The following is an 18,700-nucleotide window of genomic DNA, read 5'->3' as shown; positions in this document are numbered from 1 at the left end:
CCCGGTTTCAACTCAGTCTCAATGATGCTCGGGGAAGTCCGCGCGGGGTTTTGGCGTGGCGGGCATCTTCGCGTATTCGAACTCCGGCAGGGCCTTGATCGCTGCTTTCGTCGCACCCGCCAGCACGATCTTGCCGTCGACTATATCCAGTTGTTCGATCGGAATGGCGACGTCGTGATGCGAAACACCGGCGAACTGGCTGGCCGCGACGATTGCAAACGACACCGACTTGTCGGGCGCCACGATGATGTCGTGAATCACGCCGACTTTTGCGCCGTTCTCATTGACGACCGGCTTGTTCAGGATGGATTTCTTGATACTCCAGCCACCCAGAATGGCCGTGGATTCCTCCACGCTGATGCCAAGCGGTTGAGTGCCGGCAACCTGTGCTTGCGAAGGAAGGGCGACTTGAGCGAGCGCCGCTGCGAGCAGCATGGCGATGAGTTTCGTCTTCATATGTGTCCTCTTGCGCGAGTGAATAAACAGACAAACGGAACGCGCATGCGCGACTGCGGGTTGGGAGAGCCTGAGACACGCTTGCATCGACCGCTGGAAAAACCATCGGCTACCGGCTGATGGTCATGGGTGGAGCGCTACACGACTACGCGAAACGGACGGCTTGATGCAAGTGACACAAAACATATCGGGGGAAAGCGAAAAAGCATGGGTGCGCCGAAAACGAACCCCGGCGCTTGATCGGTCAGGTTGAATGCCATCGCGTTCGGATGGCTCGCTTGAGCGATGTGTCATGTTCTAGCAAGCCGATCGATTGCGGAACCAAACCTTGCTGAATGGTAGCGGTGATTTCATTTCCTGTCAGATAAGGCCCAAGTGCGGGCTAAGTGCGTGCTAAGCCAATGAATTTGTAAAGCGGCGGTTCGCTGCTTGCGCAGTTGAATGCAAAAAGGGCCGCTGCTTAGCGGCCCTTATCCCTTAGCTGAATTTAACTAAAGAGTTAATTTTTGAGGAGATGTAAGCGACGTCGGCATATGTTGAGAGCTTACTGCCCAAAGTACACCGGACGCGCTCCGTCCGGTTGCGCTACCGGAGCACGCGCGCCCGTCGCATAGGAGCCATTTGTCAGCGAGCCATAAGACGTCGCGGTGATCCCCCTAGTCGCCTCTACACGCTGCTCCGCGGCTTGGGCCTGCGCGGGGTAGGTCGTGTGATCGCCCTCGACGTTATAACCGGCTTGTTCCATCTGAATCAGATCGGCCTTGACTGCCGGGCGGCTTATCGTGCCTTCGTCCTGCGCGTAAGCGAAGGCCGGCGCACCCAACGCGGAAGCCAGCACGATGGCGGGAACCAGTGACTTGAACATGATGGAATCTCCTCTGGGTTTTCTATGCGTGTCGAGTTTGCTGCGGGACCGGATGAGGTCATGCCGAACAATCTCGGCATTGAAGTGTAGGTAAGTAAGGGTTGTTGCATTACCCGTGAATCAGTCGAAATAGTATTGTGTGTCCCGCAATAATCGATGCACTGGATCGGTGCGGCTAGCCGGCTAAAGGTCGGGTTAACTTTCTGGTTAACTTTCGGGTTAAGCGGTGGCGCTGTCATTAACTTGAAATAGTCGCGCGCATCATTCTTCTCGCGCGTGGTCCGGGTGACTGTGTCATTTAGGCGGATCGATCGTTTCAAGTTATTCAATTGGCGTCGCCACGCGTATTTGCGACACTGGCGCTCGATCAAAAAAGGCATGCTTAGCGTCGTCTGCCAGGCAATCACCCAATGACTTCGCTAAGGACACACGTCGCGATACAAAGCGCCAGAGCGTTGCGTCAGGCACTATTGTTCGGCTGCCTGTTCGCGCTTTCCATTGCAGTCAATGCGGCCACGCCTAAGCCTTTTATCGTCGGTGCGGTGCCGGGCATGTTGCCGCCAATAGAAATGAAGGATGCGGATGAATCCGGCATCGTCGTGCGCGGCGTCTCGGCCGATTTTGCGCAACGTGTTGCCGGCGCGCTGCAATGGCCGCTCGAATGGCGGACCTTTGCTGATCGTGCCGCCATGATCGACGCCCTGCGTCACCATCAGATCGATACGGCGACCAGCGGGACCGGCAACGACGCCGGTCCCGCACTGCGCTATAGCCGCCCCTATGTTGCGACCAAACAAGTCTTCGTTGAACGGCGCGTTGCGGGGCGGGGCAGCGCACAGGACGCGTGGCTTACGTCGAACAACAGACGTCAGCGCAACGGCTACGCCATGCCTATCCGGCACTACGCCCCGTCGGTTATCGCGACACGCTGAGCGCGTTGCTGGCTGTGTCGCTGGGCGATGCGGACGCGTTTGTCGGAGATCTGGTCACAGCGGGTTATACGGTCGATCATCTGGACCTGGTGAACCTCACCATCTCGGGCTTTGCGCCATTTGATGAAGCTGGCTACAGCTTTGCCTTCGCCGTCAACGCCACCACCGGAGATACTCAACGGCAACGCGTGGACGCAGCGCTCGCCGCGTTGCCACCGCGCTTCCTGCTCGAAGTGCGTGCGCGATGGGCCGCCGCCGCAGTGACGTTCACACGGCCGCTCACGCTTAGCGACGCGGAGCGGGGATGGATCGCGGCACATGCGGTTGTCGACTACTCCATGTACGCAGACGCCGCGCCCATGACGTTCCGTGATTCAAGCGGAAAGCCTGCTGGTCTGGCAATCGATATGCTCGCCGCTATCGGCGCATTGACGGGCCTTAGCTTCGAAGGCCGCCTGCGTGGTTCAATAGAACGCGTCACCGGTGAGCTTGACGATGGCCGCGCAAGCTTGATCGCTTATGGACTGAGTGCGGGGCAGATTCCGCCGCAGTTTGCGCCGAGCAAACCGTACGGCGAGGGCGTGCTCGTGATCCTGACGCGGGTGGGTGCCGAGCCGCTTCGCGATGCCCGCGCTTGCGGGCAAACGCGTCGCGCTGTGGCGCAATCACGCGCTCATGAGCATGTTGCGCGAGCGCATGCCCTTGGTGCACATCGTCGAGACGTCGCGGATCAATGGGCAGTTCGATGCCGTGGTCAACGGCGAAGCGGATGCCGCCATCATCGACATGACCTTCGCCAACTATGCGGTCGGCAATCCGTATCGCAACAAGCTCGTCATCACGGGCGCGTTCTCGGATCAACCCGTGCAGCATGGCTTTATCATTGCGCGCAACCAGCCTATGCTGCTCGCGATCATGAACCACGCGATCGAACATATACGGCCGACGGAACTCGATGCCATCCGCCGCCGCTGGGCGTTGGTCGAACACCCTGAAAGCGAGTGGGAACGAGGGCGTCCGCAAGTAATCTTTGGCGCACTGCTGGGTGCGGCCCTGCTGGTGCTATTGATTGGCTGGGCGGTGTCATTGCAAGCGCAGATCGCACGCCGGCGCGCGGCCGAACACGCGATGCGCAGCAGCGAAGGAAAAAGCCGAAACCGCGAACCGCGCGAAGTCGGCGTTTCTCGCGGCCGTGAGCCACGAAATCCGTACGCCGATGAACGCCGTGCTTGGGCTTCTCGAACCCGAATTGCGCAGTCCCGGTGACCGTGCATCGACAGAACGCGCGCTGGGCACCGCGCATCAGGCAGCACGCGACCTGCTTGGCACGATCGACGACATCCGTTGCCCTCCCTTGTTTTGAGGGATCTCTGACCCATGGCGGGAATGCCCGGCGGGCCCCCGGACGCTTGCGATATCCGGACTGCCGACTCAGTCCAGCAAGACTTGGCCGGATGAAGCGGTACGCCGTTGCTTCCTTCTCGACATCAGAATGATCCCCACGACCATGAACGCTGCAATGGTCAGAGAAGACGCGATGCGGCCCAACTCCAGCCCACCTTCGCTATAAGGTTTGGTGAGCGTGTCGCCGAGTGTGGCTCCGAGGGGGCGCGTGAGGATATATGCGGCCCAGAAAAGTGCGCTGGGCGGCACTTTCTTCAGCCAGAAGTGCGCTACGGCCACCACGGCGATCAGCCCGGCAAACACCAGCGCGCCGCCGTCGAATCCCAGACCGACACTGGTCGCGACGAAATCGCCTAGTGCGGTCCCGAGCGTATTGGAGACCAGAATCGTGAGCCAGTAGAAGACTTCTTCCTTCCTGGTAGCAATGTTCTCGAACTTGACCCTGCCGGCGACGCGGCGCCAGATGAAGAGGATCAGCAGAACGCCGCAGAACAGCATCAAGGAAGATTTCACGTAACCGAGGCCAACGGTGCGGTCCAGATAATCTGATGTGGTCGTGCCGACGGTCGTTGTGGCGACCACCACTAGCCAATAAAAGAAAGGGTGGTACCGTTTAGACGAGATCTGTGCAGTCAGCGTGACGAAAAAAAATGCGAGAAGGATGATGCTGCTGATCGCGTAGCCGAGTTTCAACGTCATGGAAAGGGCGTCGCCGCCTGTCTCCCCCACCGTGGTCGCGAGGATCTTGACGATCCAGAACATCACGGTGATCTGCGGGACTTTACTGGTTAGATCGGTTTCTCGACGCTGATCTGACTCTGGAATGCTGGTCATCACTTTGTTCCTTTGACTGATGTCCTGGTACGTATTGCAACTGGACGGCATGTAGCCGGTTCAAACCCTTCAGGCGGATCGAAATCCGTGACCATCCTGAAGGGAAAGCGGCAGTCTTTGCCGGGCACGCGCTTACTGCGTGGCGAATACCGATACTCCGGGGCTGGCAAACTCGGCGGATGCGCCACCCGCGTGCGGCACGAAGACACGGTGCAATGCGCCGTCTACGGCAACCGAGTGCGCGTGGATCCCTGCCGGAACACTTCCAAGGAAGCGCCGCGTGTTGGCATCGACAACACCCAGTGCCGGATCGAATTTCGCGTCTTTCCGTCCTACCTGAGAAACACCGTCCGCTGAGTGATGGCCGGCGGGAAGGAAGTAGCGTTTCGACACCGGGTCATAGACGACCTGATCGGCACCGCCGAACGGCAATTCGGCAAGCGTCTTGCCGTCGCTGCGGTCGATGATCAAGGTCGTCTGCTTGCTCCCCTCGTCGGGATCGCATCCAATCAGCGCATCGTTGCCAGGTCCTATCGCCAGGCCAGTCGGCGTCCCGCATCTTTTCAGCCCGAACACCTTCGAAACGCTGGGCTTTCCTGCAAGAACGGACTCAACAGGAATGACATCGACCTCGCCCTTCGGATTGGCTTTAGTGCCGTCGTTGTTCAACATGAAGTTCTTGTTCTTCGGGTCGTAGCCGCACGCTTCGAGACCGGTGGAGTCATGCAGCGAAAGCTTGCCAACAACAGCCTGAGTCTGGGTATCGATGAATGTCGCAAACGGTGGTTTTCCGCCGCCACTCGAATACATCAGGATGTGGTGCTCCGGGTCGAGGCAACCCTCGTCGGCACGGATACCCGCGGTGCTGACTTCGATCGTTTTAACCAGCTTCTTTTCGGATACGTCGATAAGCTTGACCGCATTGACGTCTCCCACGTAGACCAGAGAGGTACCCGGGACTGGCGTCACACCCGCAGGCGAGGATGTATCGAAGGTCTTTCCAACGCCGGCAAAATCCCCCGGAATCTGGGCGAGCAGCGTCATGGTTTTAGCGTCGAACACATCCAGTGCGACATTCGATCCGTCGGCAAGGTAGTACTTCCCGTCTGCCGTCGCACTCGTATCGAAGGCGAAGTGTGTAGCCACTTTGATCGGGATGTTGGCAGCCCACTTCGGCAGACTGTCCGCCGCCTCGGCGCCCCATGCATAGGCACCAAACGCAAAAACGCCTACAACCGCAATTCCGGCATATGCTCGTTTCATTTGTTGACTTCTCCATCAGTTGTTAAGGTTTCCAGACTCATCACGGGTGAATCTGACAATCGACACAATTAAAATGCGTGGACGATACCGATGCGAACGTCGGCTTGCTGACCTGTCGACGATGGCGCAAAGGCCTCGCCGAGAACTGCATCGACGCCGGCCGATGCTTTCACGTAATCCGACGAGAGATAAATCTGCGTCCTCTTGGAGAGCGCATAGTTGGCCGCTGCTGTCACCTGATTCCATTTGTGGCCCTGAAAACCGGTGTGCTGATAGCCGACGACAAACTGCAAAAAAGGGTTAGCCTGATACGTCGCCCCACCCTCATAGACGTGCATCACACCGGTATCGCCTAGGTACTTCAGCGTCGAGTCGGTGAAATTGCCGTAAAGGGTGAGATCTCCGATCGCATACGAAGCACCAATTCCGAATGTGCCTAACGAATGGATCGTGAATTCCGGCTGAAGATTGGTGGTTGTACTGCCGGTCTTCGTCGCGGTGGGTACGCCGAAGAAGCTGTGCACGCCGATCTGTGCGTAGGGGTCTAGCGTTGGCGTTGCAACGAAGCTGTACGCCGCGCCAATCGTCAATGGGCCATTTGCATATTGCCCACCCACACTCCACGCGCTGCCGTCATGAAAACTTCCAGCCGTATTGCTGAAGCCATACATCGCGGCGAACTGAAACCCCTTATAGGTAGGACTTGTGTATTTGATGGAGTTGGCCATCCGGTCATTGTTGGTATGGTCGACGTCCCCCTGATGGACCGCATAGCCGCTGCCGAGCGCGCTCACATTGAACTGGTTGAAAAAATCGAAAGTCGTGTCGTACTGGTAACCAAGCGAGATCCTGCCGTAATCTGTCTCCACGCCAATCAGAGCCTGGTGTGCGAATTCCGTATTGGCGGGAAGCATTTTTCCGCTGTTCAGATCGAATAGACCTTCAAGCTTGAATACCACCGTGTTACCGCCACCCAGATCCTCGTGACCGGCCACGCCCCAGATATTCGGGTAAAGAACACCGCTGTCTAGCTTCGTGTTGTGACCGCCGGCCTCATTGTCAACAAATGTGAGGCCCTCATCGATTCTGCCGTACAGCGTGACGCTGCTTTGAGCGTGGACAGCGTGGCTCATTAACGCACACAACGTTGCTGCACTCAGGGCGAGCTTGTTCATTCATTGTCTCCACTATTTATTTTTTTAAGGCGAAACGGTGCCCTCCCTCGTTTTGAGGGATATCTGTTCCCTGGCGGGAATGCCCGGCGGGCCACCGGGCGTTCATGAACTGGTTAAGCGAGTTGGATAAAGCCGTTGGATAAAGCCGCTAACCATCGAAGCGGTACAGCGTTGAATCGATACGAAAGCGAATTCCTTCGCTCAGGCTATTGCTGACGGCCAGATAACGCTGACCGTCGACGACGAAACTGCTGGCGTCGGTGGCCGCGGAAGTCGCGAATGTTTCGATGAGTTCGAAACATTCGTCGCGCCATTTAAATATCTGCGATTGCGGCACAACGACCGGCGCTTTCGGTGTGCCGGTGATAAAGCACACGCGCACGAGATAAAGACCGTTTTCACCGTCGATCAGGCAAAGCTCGCGCCCGCCTGCTTCGCCCAACACCTGCACGGCGGCGAACTGTTGACCATCGAGGCGATAAAGCGTGGTGTGCTGAAGCAGATTCGCGTGAAGCATCCACAGCGTCCCGTTCGCTTCGAAGAAACTGAATGCGCGTCCGCCGTTTTCGGCGAATGTCTGGAGCGTTTCGAATCGTTCGCCGTTCCAGCGATAGATAGGCGAACCGCTGACATGATCGGCATACGCAAGATAGTGTCCACCACTGAATGAGACGAACGCGAAGTTGTAGCCCCACTGTCCATTGAGCATCTGAAACGCTACGAAGCGTTCGCCGTCCCACTCGAAAATGCGCGACGTGCATGGATTCTTCGGCTCGACGCCTTCTATGGTGACCCCTTGCGCCAACGCGAGAAAATGCCGCGTGCCGAACGAAAACGCGAACCATTGTTTGGCGGCGAAAGTGGCAAAGCGCTGCAATGGTGTCCATTTCCGGTCGATCCGTTCGTACACGATCGATTCGCAATCGAGTTCATACGGACCTTTGCCCGTACGAATGCCAGCTGCCGCGAGAAACTGCCGTGTACCGATTTCGAAGTATTCGAGATCTTCGCCGCCTGGCAGCGATAACGCTTCATGTTCGACAAAACGGTCGTCCTGCCAGCGATAGATCAGCGCTTCGATGTCGCTATCGCCGCCGTTCATGTACGGCGCATCGCCGGCCACATCGCGTGCGAGCTGCGGCACGCCGAGGAAGGTGCCCTCGTCGTTCGTGAAAACCTCCACGGCACGCGCACCGCTCGTCGGCAAATGCTGCAAGGCTGTGAGCAAACGTCCGTTCCGTTCAGTGTTTCCCATTGCCTAACTCCGAACCAGTGGTTACAAAAGGCGCAGTCGCGACAACCGGCTTACTCTCTTCGCGCGGCCGCCACAGGTTCGCGAGGCCGACGCCGAGCGCACCGCCCACCGCGAGTAGCGCGGCCACGATGAACAGCGTGTCGAACGGCAAATGTTGCGACAGCAGGATGCCGCCCACCAGCGGCCCAATGATCGAACCGGTCCGCCCGATCGCCATCGCCCAACCAATGCCGGCCGCGCGCACGTCGGCTGGAAAGAGCCAACTGGCAATGGCCGGAAACGTCAACTGCCCGCCGACCAGACACGCGCCGACTGCAAACAGCATCGCAAACGCCACATTCCCTGCACCGATGATGTGACCGAGTGCGACCGTCAACACTGCGCCGCACAGAAACGAAATCGCCACCGGCACGAAGGGGCCGCGCTTGACGACCACCATCGAAATCACCAGCGCACCGCCGATAGCGCCGATGTTTAGCGCCACCGCGCCAAGCGCGGCGCGCGCAGGCGCCACGCCGTTCATGTTGAGGATCGTCGGCATGAAGCTGACGAGGAAGCCAGACAGGATCATGCTCGACAGCACGCCGAACCACAGCGCCAGCGTCGCGGCAAGCCTGCCGCCGCTGAACAGGTTGCCGAACAACACCATTCCACCCATCGCACTGCGCTGCCGCGCCGCTGCGTGTTCGGCACGCGACACCGTCTGTTTCGGGATCACCAGCAGCACCGGGATCAGCGCGGCGAGTGCGCTCGTGCCGCCCATCAGGAACACGAACGGCCAGCCGAAGCGCATCATCAATGCCGCGGTTATCGCCCCGCCCACCACCGCGCCAAGCGGAAAACCGATGAACATCAGAATCACCATCGACGAGCGGCGTTGCGACGTGCTGCTCTCGGCGGTGATCGCCGCCACCGGCGGAATCGCGCCGCCCATGCCGAGGCCACCGAGAAAGCGCAACGCGGCCAGCATCGTCGCCGAGGTTGCGAACGCACAGCCGAGCGTGAAAATGCCGGTCACGCACAGCGCGAGCACCAGCATCGGCCTGCGGCCGAAGCGATCGGCAAGCGGCCCGACGATCAGCGAGCCGAGTACGGTGCCGATAAATCCGGCGCCGAACACACGGCCAAGTGTTGCGTGATCGATCTGCAACGACTTCGCCAGTAAAGGCGCGACGAACGACAACATCAGCGTGTCGAAACCGTCGATCATCGACACCGCAAAGCACACCAGCGTGATCCGCAGCACATGGTTCGACGGCGGTCCGGCCGATTGTCCCAACCCGAAAGCATTCATGACTGTCTCCATCCATCAAGGGTATTAGATTCAGCCGACGCGTGAGCCCTTACACATCGGTCTTCTTAACTAACCAGCAACGACGCCGTTACAAGCTCACGGCATCGGGATATGACACGTTCGTAAAACCAGGAATCGCCACGTTTTGCGGCTGATTGCCGTTGCTATACAACTGATCGACGATGTAATCGGCGACGCAGTTCGACAGCAGTTGCGCCGGGTCCTCCATGATGCGGCGCAGCCGTGCGGCAGTGGCGTCGCGATCGTCGATCGATGAGATCGGTGGCATGCCGTCGGTGAATGCCGGTTCGAAGTGGTAGGCGCGTTGCTCGGGAAACAGCGAACGCGCGACGTCGATGCTCGCACGCGTGTTCAACCACAAGCCGCGATACGTGCGCTCGAGCTCCGCGAGACCGGCCTCATCGGGAAGCTCGGCCACCGAGAACGACGGCGCGTGCGGCGCGACGAGGATGCGCTCTGGCTGCAATACGCATTCCGACGCGCGCCACACGAGGAAGCACATATTGTTCGACGCCCACGTGGCGCCCGCCGTCGGCCGACCCGACCGGCCGCTGACCAGTACCATCGCGCGCTGCCAGTCGAGCGATTGCGCGCGCAACCAGTTGCCGATGCGATAAACGATATCGAGGAAAGCGAGCCCGAAGGTCGCGAACATCACGTCGTTCATCGGCACGGGCAGCGCGTTGCTCGGTGATGCCGCGAAGTATTGCGCGTTCAGGCGCTCGAAGTTCAACAACGCCGGAGCTTCTTCGGCTCGCGCAAGCAGTTCGATCGTGACGCCGCACGTGTAATCGACGAGGTTGGCGATCTTGCGTTCGTGGCCGCTAAAGCTCTCGACTGCAACGCGATCACGCCATAACGCAACCGAGTTAGCGTCACGCGTTTCCTGAGCATGGTGGCGCAAGCGCGCCGCATCGCTTCTCCACGTCTCGTCGTGCGGAGCCACTTCGCGCATTCTCGCCAGATAGGCCAAGGCCAAAGGCAGATGCGAGACCGCCGTCAATTCAATGAAACCACGCGTCGATTTACGAAAGCTCTCGATCGACGGTGCACGTCCGCCGCCGGGGAACAGCACAATATCGCTGCCGGTCGAGACCAGCATCGGCGCGTCGGCGGCTTGCAGCGCCATCTGCTGCGTCAGATGCGCGCCGATGCTCTGCGGGTCCGAGGTGAACGCGCGAAACAAACCGGCAAAGGCAGCGTCGGGCTGATAGGCCATGAGCTTGTGTCTACCTCAGTAATCGAATAAACGCGCGGGGTTGTCGGACAGAATCATCTTGTGAACCGCTGCATCGTCAGTCCATGCGCCGAGCAGGTTCAACAATTCGCCGGTGTCGCGCGTCGAATCGGGAATATGCGGCCAGTCCGAACCCCAGATCACTTTCTGCGGCGCAGCCTTGATGATCGCTTCGGCCATCGGCGCCACTGCTTCATAGCCGCGATGTTTGGCGATCCTGTACGGCGCGCTGAGTTTAAGCCAGCAGTTGCCGTCTTTCAGCAAGCTAAGGAGACGGTCGAAATCCACTTGCGTGAGGCCGTCTTCTTCGAGCATGTAGCCCATGTGATCGATGACGAAATCGGTCTGCACGTCGGCGAGAAACGGAAGCAGATTGCGCACAACCCAGCCCGGCGCATAGAACTGCACGTGCCAGCCGAGGCTTGCACACAAGCGGGCCATCCGCGTGATGTACTGCTGAATCTCAACGGTCGGCAGCCCGGAACGCGCAAACAGATCAAGGCGCACCGCACGAACACCAGACTGATGGAAACTGCCGAGCGTCGCTGCGTCCGTGTTCTCCTCGATCATCACAACACCGCGCGCGATCGAACCGGCCACGTGCAGCGTGTCGATCAGACAACGGTTGTCGGTGCCGTAAAAGCTCGGCTGCACGATCACGAAGCGCTTCAGTTGCAGCACGTTCATCATCTGCAGATAGTGAGAGAGCTTGCCATCGGGCAGCGTGTAATGAGGATGCTCGACCTTCGGATATTTGTCTTCGGGGCCGAACACGTGCATGTGCGCGTCGCAAGCGAGCGGCGGCATCGTGAACGACGGCCGCGACAGGGTTTCATAGTCACGCATCGGCGTGGAAATCAGCGGGGTTTCTGCCATGATCTGAAAGTAAAAATTCGAATTAAAGTTGACGTGCCTGCTCGACACGCTCGCGCAGCGCCGCCAGATAGACATCGCTGTCGATGCCGGCAAAGACAAATGGCGCGGCGCCCTCGCGGCGCAATTCATTGAGCGCCTCGCACTCTGGCATTCCGCCCACGATCACCACCTTGCCGTGCCGCTGCGCTGCCGCGATCACCTTGCGGCACGCGGCCACGACTTCGGGATGCGCCGATTCACCGGCGTGGCCCAGATCGGCCGAGAGATCGTTGCAACCGAGCGCGAGTACGTCGACACCTTCGACCGCCGCGATTGCATCGGCCGCTTCGACGCCGGTGCGGCTTTCGATCAGCACCTTGAGCACGGTCGCGTCGTTCAGACGACGGTTGAGTTCGCGAGCGGAAAGTTTCTCGAAGTTGACGTAAGGCAGCGTCGCCAGTTGCGAACGCTGGCCGAGCGGAGGAAAGCGCGTGGCGATCACCGCGTCGCGCGCCTGGGCGGCGGTCTCGACACGCGGCACGATGATGCCGAGCGCACCGCCATCCAGCACGCGGTTGATCGTGCCGTAATCGTGTTCCGGCACGCGCACCCACGGCATCAGGCCGATATCTACGGCACATGAGCACAGTTGCGACACGGTATCGACCGGCAGTGAACTGTGTTCCATATCCACCCAGATCGTGTCGTAGCCGGCCGCTTTGGCCCAGCGGACCGCATCCGTCGTGCGCGAGGTGCGAATTCCCAGCGCAATGATCTTGTGTCGCGCTCGCAGGCGTTCGACCAGTTCCGCACCGTTCATGCTGTCTCCGTCGTTGTGTAGGTGGAAGACAGTATCGTCCGGGAAACAGTTTTGATTTATTCTGCAAATCAAGGTTATTGATTTGCAGAATAAATCAATGAATATCCGCCATCTGGAATTTTGGTTCTGTCGCAGTAAGGAAATCAGGAAAAGTCTGGACGGAACGAATAGGAATGCTTATTTCACAAGATCGTAAAACTGCTTGGGGACTGAATGAAGCCGTCCACCGTCACTTTTCATCTGCCATTTCGCTATCATGTGCATGAGTTCGATACCGCCTAAAATGATGCGGGTGCAACGAAAGCTCTTAAATCCTAGTATTGGTCGTACGATGCATTTGATCGCTCGATGGTCCTGCTCCACCACGTTGTTCAGATACTTCGATTGTCGAATTTTGATCGGCACTTCGCGATCAGCGTTGATCGCATTTAGCCCTGCGAGATTCGCCCCGCTCTTGTCGATCGTCACCGTCTCCGGTACGCCGTTTCCAGCGATCGCCCTTTCGAAATAGCACCGGGCCGCGGCCTTATCCCGCTTGGCGCGGAACAGGAAGTCAACCGTGTCCCCGGCCTTATCGACGGCCCGATACAAGTACTTCCATTCGCCCTTGACCTTGATGTAGGTTTCATCCATTCGCCAACTTCGACCGACCTCTTGCTTGCGCGGTCCGAATGCCTTGCCGAGCGCAGGCAGCAACTTGATAGCCCACCGGTGCACCGTCGAATGATCGACCGACACTGCCCGCTCGGACATCATTTCTTCCAGATGACGCAGACTCAACGGGTAGGCGACGTACCAACGTACGCATGTCAGCATTATGTCCAGCGGGTAATGCAGCCGTTTGAGCACCTTGCTCACAACTGTGTTCGGGGTCTTGATCATTCATTACATCGCTCGTCTCGGGACCGGCCACCATAGCAGATCGGCTCACTGCGACAGAACCGCATTTTTTGCATGCCGCTCCCGGCGCGACTTCAATAACCCGGCTGTTTGCAAGGATCACCCAACACGACGTCCGATCTGAGTCGGGTTACCTCGTCGACGCAGCAACGGGGGCGACCCCTCCACTTTTCTATGCTCTTTCGCAGCCCTCGAAGCGCAAAAGGCGCTTCGAGGGCTGCGGGTTTTATAGGCAAACAGAGAAAATCAAATAGTTATATTTACTAGTTTCATAAGTAATCCTAAATATATCTATTTTCTGAGATGATTTCGATTGTTGCGACAAAGCCGTATCAGCTTAGCCCGACCAGAATTCCGAATCCGATCAGTACCGCTCCTGCTAGCCTATTCAGCCAAGACAATACCCGCTGCGATAACCCGCCGCGTAGGAGCCACACGGAGCCGCTCAATGTCGTGTACCAGGATGCGGCCCCGAGCACGACCCCGATGATCGTCCAGGTGGGGTCCGCATCCTGACCATTCGCTGCCATCACACTCGTTGATGCGATGGCAGCGTAGGGCAGAATTGTCATTGGATTTGACAGGGCCAGGAGCAATCCGGCGACATAGGCTGCCGACTGACCTGACTGCGGAGAGGCTTCCGGTTTCCCTGGTCCTTTAGCCACAGTCCGCATTCCAAGGACAACCAGTACCGTGGCAGATACGAACCGAATTGCCGGATACCATTGGGACAGAGCTAAGGCAATAAAGCCTGCACTGGCGATGGCCACACCGGAGAACAGCCCGTGAGCGGTTGCGGCGCCGACACCGCTGGCAATGCCGTGCCGAATACCGTTCAACAGAGTACGTTGCACGCACACCAATGAGACCGGGCCGAATGGGACCGCGACCGAGAGCCCGAGCAGCGTGCCGGAGAGAAGGGACGAAATCACGAGGCGTTCCTGTCGGCAGTGTGGCCGCAAATTAACGGCCCTCAATCCGTTCAGGTTGCCACAGTGCATCGTAGGCGTCTTATCGCTCGGCGCCGTCATCCTTCTCATTGCGTGCCACGTCCGGGGCAAAGGGGACATGGCTCCCCGCGCGATATGCAGCCGGAGAGGTACCGTAGGCCTCGCTGAAGGCACGATAGAACGTCGCCAGGCTGGAGAAGCCACAATCTAGCGCGATCTGCAAGACTGTCTGCTCTCGACATAGACGGCTGACCAGGCGTCTGCGCGCAAGATCAAGCCGATGGAGCTGGACACGGTGGGAAAATGACAGGCCAGTCGGCTCGAATAGCCGATGCAGCGCCCGAACCGATATGCCGAGATGCCGCGCAACGAAGACCGGCGAAAGGGCGGAAGGGTCTACGCATCTTTCAATCACCTGCGTCGCCTGTTGCAGGCGTGCGCGTAGAAGTGCGTCTCGTAAATCGTAATCAGGTGCAAGCCGGCCATAGGCAGATGCGGATAGACTGGCGAGGCTATGCAATGCCATACGCGCCTCATCTGGGTGCAAATCGGGCGCGTGATCAATAAATGCATCGAAGTAGGAAGCTAGTAGCGCCCCAATGCCTCGCCCACCCGAGATAACGGTCGTCACGATGTCGTCCGAGTGTGGGAGCATCGGCTCGAAGATTCGACGTGGTAGCTTCAACACGCAGTGGTGGAACTCGTGTCCAGCGGTTGCGCCTGTGCTGAAAACGCGATCGGCGTGGCCGATCACCACCGTTCCCGGGTGTGTTACGAAACTTGTCCCGTCGCCGAGATCGAACCAGGCCGCCGCCATTTGGCGATAGAGGAAGACATAGTCATGACTGCCGTGGGCGATGTCCTGCGGTGAGCGGCCGGTGACGTGCCCCGAAGCGCGGATTTTCATCAAGCAGGCCTCGCCGATATTCCAGGCAGTGATGTCGCCGCAGAACGAAGATCGCTGGTCAACGGCCAATTCCGGCGACATCGGGTCGAACGCGGCACAGATCGACTCACGCCAGTAGTCGAAGCCATGCGCTTGCGCCACGTCACTAGTTGACCATCGCATCGGGGGTGACTGTTGCATAGTCAATGCCCTCTTCCATAAGTGGCGAGATTAACACTCCGATTTTGCAGGGCTGCCCGACAGATTCCCGCTATTTGTAAATATCCGGACCGGTACTATTAGACATAAGTGCCGTAGTTCCATCACGTTCGATGGTGATCGTGAGTGCCGGAATGTGGGAATGGTCCGACACTCTCGCCGCAATATAGATTTAACTAGAGTTGGGGGTGCGTCAAGAATCGGCTGCGAGCGTCTGTTAGCTGCACCGCACAACCGACAGGATAAATGGTTTGTCATCCAATGGCAGTCGTCAGCCGAGCGTCAAAAAGCAGAGTTAGTGCCAGGTCTCATGCGACTGGCCTTTCGCCAGCTTCTCGTTACTTCCTGCCCTGTACACAGCTGTCGACGTAGTTAGCCCGGTTCTGTCGCAGTAAGCCGATCTGCTATGGTGGCCGGTCCCGAGACGAGCGATGTAATGAATGATCAAGACCCCGAACGCAGTTGTGAGCAAGGTGCTCAAACGGCTGCATTACCCGCTGGACATAATGCTGACATGCGTACGTTGGTACGTCGCCTAGACATGTCGGAGGCAGATATTAGATGGGCGTTCGCGAGCATCTTTTGATCGATCAACGGCGTTTAACGGCGAAGCGATGAATGCCTAAAGAAACGTTGTCCCAAACTGCCGTTATTAGGGCTACATGATATTCTAGGTGCACTTGTACACCATCTGTAAAGGCTATGAACGAGGTTCTTGACAACGAATATGTTTGTCTTCGCCGAGGTCGCGTGGTGCCGGCAGCGGCGTGCGTAGCGGGTGAAATGATGCTGCCGTTCTTCGAAAATATGCGAAGAAGAATCGATTACCGTTCCGGTCACTCGTCTACCGAACGGATCTGTGGTCGGATGGCGGTTTGACAGATTTCAACAAGCCGCTACACATAGGGATTCCCCGTGGCGTGTCATCGATTTGACTGCCGCGGCGTTAACCCGAGACGCACGTACCCTCGTGCATCATCTGGGGATAACATGAAGAAGTCATTTTTGATGGTCGCTTTTGGCATGTTGTTTGTGACGTCGACAACTTTTGCTCAGACGGCCGCACCCGCATCCGCTACTCCTGCTACCGTCACTGCCATTTGTAAGGACGGCACGACGTACTCCGGCACGACCTTGAAAGGCGCATGTCGTGGGCACCACGGCGTCAACAAGAATGCTGGGGCGACTGCTGGTGTTGCCCCGGCGTCGGCTACCGTTGCCCCCGCGGCAAAAGTGTCGCCTGATGAAGCGTCAGCTCCGGCGGGCACGATGGCGCAAGCCCCTGGCGGCGGAGCCGGTAAGGTCTGGGTGAACACAAGTACCAAGGTCTACCACTGCGCGGGCGACAAGTACTACGGCAAGACCAAGGCCGGTGCGTACATGTCCGAGGCCGATGCCAAGGGCAAGGGCTACCACGCTGATCACGGCAAGACCTGCCAGTAAGCCGGCGAGCATCGCCTGCCGGAAGCACATTAGGAGGCGTTGCACTCGGTCGATAGAGCTGCGGTGGAACAAATTGTTCCACCGCAAAATGCGGGTAACCTGGATTTTGATGCGTTTTACCGGTAGCCGGCTAATACTGAATCGAACCGCCTTTGAGATGTGGACGGCACTCGGCAGCGTAGGGATGCTTTATTCTCTCGCTTCCTGTCAGATGGAACAGGGGTTCATCGATAATTCCGTGCTCACCACGTCATGATCGAGGGTTGCCTGGCACCATCGAAGACAAACATATTTGTCCCATCGAGCCCGCATGGAACCGATCTTTCGAGCTCGCAGACGAACATTCCTGTACTTGGGTGCGTTGCCATCCTATTGATTTTATTGGGTTGGAAAAGACAAACATATTTGTCACTAATCAACCCGAACTGCTAGGGTAACGATGAACCGGGACGATGCCGGCGCACTGCATTACGCATGGCGCAAATTGCGCGAAATGCCCGTGCCGCCAACGTCGTGTCTTGTGAGTGACTGGATTTCCGCGCTTCAGGCGGTTTCAGATGCTTCGATGGCGATAGAACAAGGGTGTACGACCAGAGTCGACCATCGATCGGCAACGTAGGCGTGCTCGCTATCGCGACGCGGGCGCCGGTGCGGTGCAACGCGGCCTCGGCTAAAATAGCGGCGTGCTCGCTCTCGCATCAACCAGCGGAAATCATTCCATGACCAGGACAAATCTCAGGTCCATCAGCATTGCTCCCGACCATAACAAGTCTAATCTGTCGAAAGGGCAAAAGGCGTTCAACACGCTCATCAAGCAGATTGAAAAGCGGCGCGCCAGACTGAGTGCCTGGGAGGCGGCAATGCCTGCTTTCCATAGGAAATATCTAAGCGAGTTTGCTCCCCTCGAGAAAATTTCCAGCGATTTGCGAACCAAGCTCGTGTATCTGCTGGACCAGGCGTACGGTCAGAAGGGGCTGACCAAATCCGAGCGACGCACGATCGCAGACCTGATCAGCGACCTTGCAGGTGAGCTGGTCGCGCAGAGCGACGATCCGGAGCTTAAAACGATTTACAACCGGTACAGCGAATCCGACTTTGACAGTGAAGCCGCCGCCGAGTTGGACGACATGAAATCAGCGCTCGAAGCTATGCTCGGGGTCGAGTTGGGCGATGACGTTGATATGATTTCGCCCGAGGATGTGCTGCAGCGCGCGCAGGCGCAAATGGAACAGCGGCAGGCACAAGATGCACTCGAAAACGAGGCTCGGGAAGCGCGCCGCACCCAACGAAAAAAGACGCCTAGGCAACTCGCAGCAGAGGCACGAGAACAAGTTGAGCAGGCCGAACTGAGCTTATCCATCCGCGAGGTCTATCGCAAACTGGCCAGTGCCTTGCATCCCGACCGCGAGACCGATCCGCAGGAACGTGAGCGGAAGACCACCCTGATGCAGAGGGCCAATCAGGCGTATAGCAAAAATAGCCTGTTGCAATTGCTTGAGTTGCAGTTAGAGTTAGAACACATTGACCAGAGCGCCATCAACAACATCGGCGAAGACCGGTTGAAACACTACAACAAGATTCTGAAGGAACAGGTCGGTGAACTCGACCACGAAATCCTGCATGTCGAGAACGGATTCAAGCACAGTTACGGAATTCCGCCCTTCATCGACGTGTCGCCCGGCACCATCATGCGCAATCTTGCCGCTGATATCTTCTCGCTGCAGGAGAGTCTCCACGCCCTTGAACATGACCTGCACGTATTCGACGACCTCGAGCAACTTAAGGGCTGGCTAAAGTCCGTGAAACGGTCATTAGCCACGCCGCGTTTCGACGATATGCCGTTCTAGGGCAGCGCCGCTCCTCATGGTTCCTCCGTAGTGTGGAGAAAACA

18 protein-coding genes and 1 pseudogene are annotated in these 18,700 nt (G+C 58.1%); 6 read left to right on the top strand and 13 right to left on the bottom strand.

Going from position 1 to position 18,700, the window contains the following annotated elements; translation table 11 throughout:
* Positions 1 to 18 precede the first annotated feature (18 nt).
* Positions 19 to 456 (bottom strand): PRC-barrel domain-containing protein, encoded by a 438-nt coding sequence (locus EOS_RS12690; RefSeq protein ID WP_047847000.1) that lies wholly within the window; start codon positions 454 to 456, stop codon positions 19 to 21.
* Positions 457 to 1,000: 544 nt separating this feature from the next.
* Positions 1,001 to 1,321, bottom strand: coding sequence for a DUF4148 domain-containing protein (locus tag EOS_RS12685; protein WP_047846999.1), 321 nt, complete (start codon positions 1,319 to 1,321; stop codon positions 1,001 to 1,003).
* A 410-nt stretch (positions 1,322 to 1,731) separates the two neighbouring features.
* Here EOS_RS12685 and EOS_RS43515 point away from each other — a divergent pair, with 410 nt between their 5' ends.
* From EOS_RS43515 to EOS_RS49195, 3 genes are all read left to right on the top strand, one after another.
* On the top strand, positions 1,732 to 2,253 hold the full coding sequence (locus EOS_RS43515) for a transporter substrate-binding domain-containing protein (protein WP_152693114.1): 522 nt from the start codon (positions 1,732 to 1,734) through the stop codon (positions 2,251 to 2,253).
* A complete protein-coding gene (locus EOS_RS49200) occupies positions 2,166 to 3,248 on the top strand; it encodes a type 2 periplasmic-binding domain-containing protein (protein WP_152693113.1) in 1,083 nt (360 codons plus the stop codon). The genes EOS_RS43515 and EOS_RS49200 overlap by 88 nt, the downstream gene beginning before the upstream one ends.
* A gap of 221 nt (positions 3,249 to 3,469) precedes the next feature.
* Positions 3,470 to 3,616: a hypothetical protein gene (locus EOS_RS49195; protein WP_235442793.1), complete on the top strand. Its 147-nt coding sequence runs from the start codon at positions 3,470 to 3,472 to the stop codon at positions 3,614 to 3,616.
* A 68-nt stretch (positions 3,617 to 3,684) separates the two neighbouring features.
* Here the strand turns inward: EOS_RS49195 and EOS_RS12675 are convergent, their stop codons facing one another.
* The 11 genes from EOS_RS12675 to EOS_RS43500 all read right to left on the bottom strand — a co-directional run bounded on the left by EOS_RS12675 (position 3,685) and on the right by EOS_RS43500 (position 15,309).
* A complete protein-coding gene (locus EOS_RS12675; protein ID WP_047846998.1) occupies positions 3,685 to 4,491 on the bottom strand; it encodes a COG4705 family protein in 807 nt (268 codons plus the stop codon).
* Between the two features lie 132 nt (positions 4,492 to 4,623).
* Positions 4,624 to 5,754 (bottom strand): hypothetical protein, encoded by a 1,131-nt coding sequence (locus EOS_RS12670; RefSeq protein ID WP_047846997.1) that lies wholly within the window; start codon positions 5,752 to 5,754, stop codon positions 4,624 to 4,626.
* A 68-nt stretch (positions 5,755 to 5,822) separates the two neighbouring features.
* Positions 5,823 to 6,929 (bottom strand): porin, encoded by a 1,107-nt coding sequence (locus EOS_RS12665; RefSeq protein WP_047846996.1) that lies wholly within the window; start codon positions 6,927 to 6,929, stop codon positions 5,823 to 5,825.
* A gap of 148 nt (positions 6,930 to 7,077) precedes the next feature.
* Complete coding sequence (locus tag EOS_RS12660) at positions 7,078 to 8,184, bottom strand: hypothetical protein (RefSeq protein ID WP_047846995.1); 1,107 nt, start codon at positions 8,182 to 8,184, stop codon at positions 7,078 to 7,080.
* Positions 8,171 to 9,478, bottom strand: a complete 1,308-nt coding sequence (locus tag EOS_RS12655; protein WP_053063856.1) for an MFS transporter — start codon at positions 9,476 to 9,478, stop codon at positions 8,171 to 8,173. Before EOS_RS12655 ends, EOS_RS12660 begins: the two co-directional genes overlap by 14 nt.
* 88 nt (positions 9,479 to 9,566) lie before the next feature.
* Complete coding sequence (locus EOS_RS12650; protein WP_047846994.1) at positions 9,567 to 10,718, bottom strand: DUF5624 domain-containing protein; 1,152 nt, start codon at positions 10,716 to 10,718, stop codon at positions 9,567 to 9,569.
* Positions 10,719 to 10,733: 15 nt separating this feature from the next.
* Positions 10,734 to 11,612 (bottom strand): amidohydrolase family protein, encoded by an 879-nt coding sequence (locus EOS_RS12645; protein ID WP_047846993.1) that lies wholly within the window; start codon positions 11,610 to 11,612, stop codon positions 10,734 to 10,736.
* 22 nt (positions 11,613 to 11,634) lie between these two features.
* Positions 11,635 to 12,411: an HpcH/HpaI aldolase family protein gene (locus EOS_RS12640; protein ID WP_047846992.1), complete on the bottom strand. Its 777-nt coding sequence runs from the start codon at positions 12,409 to 12,411 to the stop codon at positions 11,635 to 11,637.
* Positions 12,412 to 12,588: 177 nt separating this feature from the next.
* Positions 12,589 to 13,293 carry an IS6 family transposase gene (locus tag EOS_RS12635; RefSeq protein WP_047846991.1) on the bottom strand — a complete coding sequence of 235 codons (705 nt, stop codon included), beginning with the start codon at positions 13,291 to 13,293 and terminating at the stop codon, positions 12,589 to 12,591.
* A 350-nt stretch (positions 13,294 to 13,643) separates the two neighbouring features.
* Complete coding sequence (locus tag EOS_RS12630; protein WP_160312488.1) at positions 13,644 to 14,243, bottom strand: LysE family translocator; 600 nt, start codon at positions 14,241 to 14,243, stop codon at positions 13,644 to 13,646.
* Positions 14,244 to 14,322: 79 nt separating this feature from the next.
* Positions 14,323 to 15,309, bottom strand: a complete 987-nt coding sequence (locus EOS_RS43500; protein ID WP_160312487.1) for a helix-turn-helix domain-containing protein — start codon at positions 15,307 to 15,309, stop codon at positions 14,323 to 14,325.
* Positions 15,310 to 15,806: 497 nt separating this feature from the next.
* On the opposite strand from EOS_RS43500, the pseudogene EOS_RS47735 reads away from it, so the two are divergent.
* The 3 genes and pseudogenes from EOS_RS47735 to EOS_RS12615 all read left to right on the top strand — a co-directional run.
* A pseudogene (locus EOS_RS47735) lies at positions 15,807 to 15,902 on the top strand (IS6 family transposase); the annotation flags it as partial.
* A 454-nt stretch (positions 15,903 to 16,356) separates the two neighbouring features.
* Positions 16,357 to 16,809 carry a hypothetical protein gene (locus EOS_RS12620; RefSeq protein WP_047846989.1) on the top strand — a complete coding sequence of 151 codons (453 nt, stop codon included), beginning with the start codon at positions 16,357 to 16,359 and terminating at the stop codon, positions 16,807 to 16,809.
* A 719-nt stretch (positions 16,810 to 17,528) separates the two neighbouring features.
* A complete protein-coding gene (locus EOS_RS12615) occupies positions 17,529 to 18,656 on the top strand; it encodes a J domain-containing protein (protein WP_047846988.1) in 1,128 nt (375 codons plus the stop codon).
* Positions 18,657 to 18,700 lie beyond the last annotated feature (44 nt).

The sequence above is a fragment of the Caballeronia mineralivorans PML1(12) genome (assembly GCF_001028175.1).
Lineage (GTDB): Bacteria > Pseudomonadota > Gammaproteobacteria > Burkholderiales > Burkholderiaceae > Caballeronia > Caballeronia mineralivorans.
This window is presented reverse-complemented; position numbering and strand designations above follow the sequence as displayed.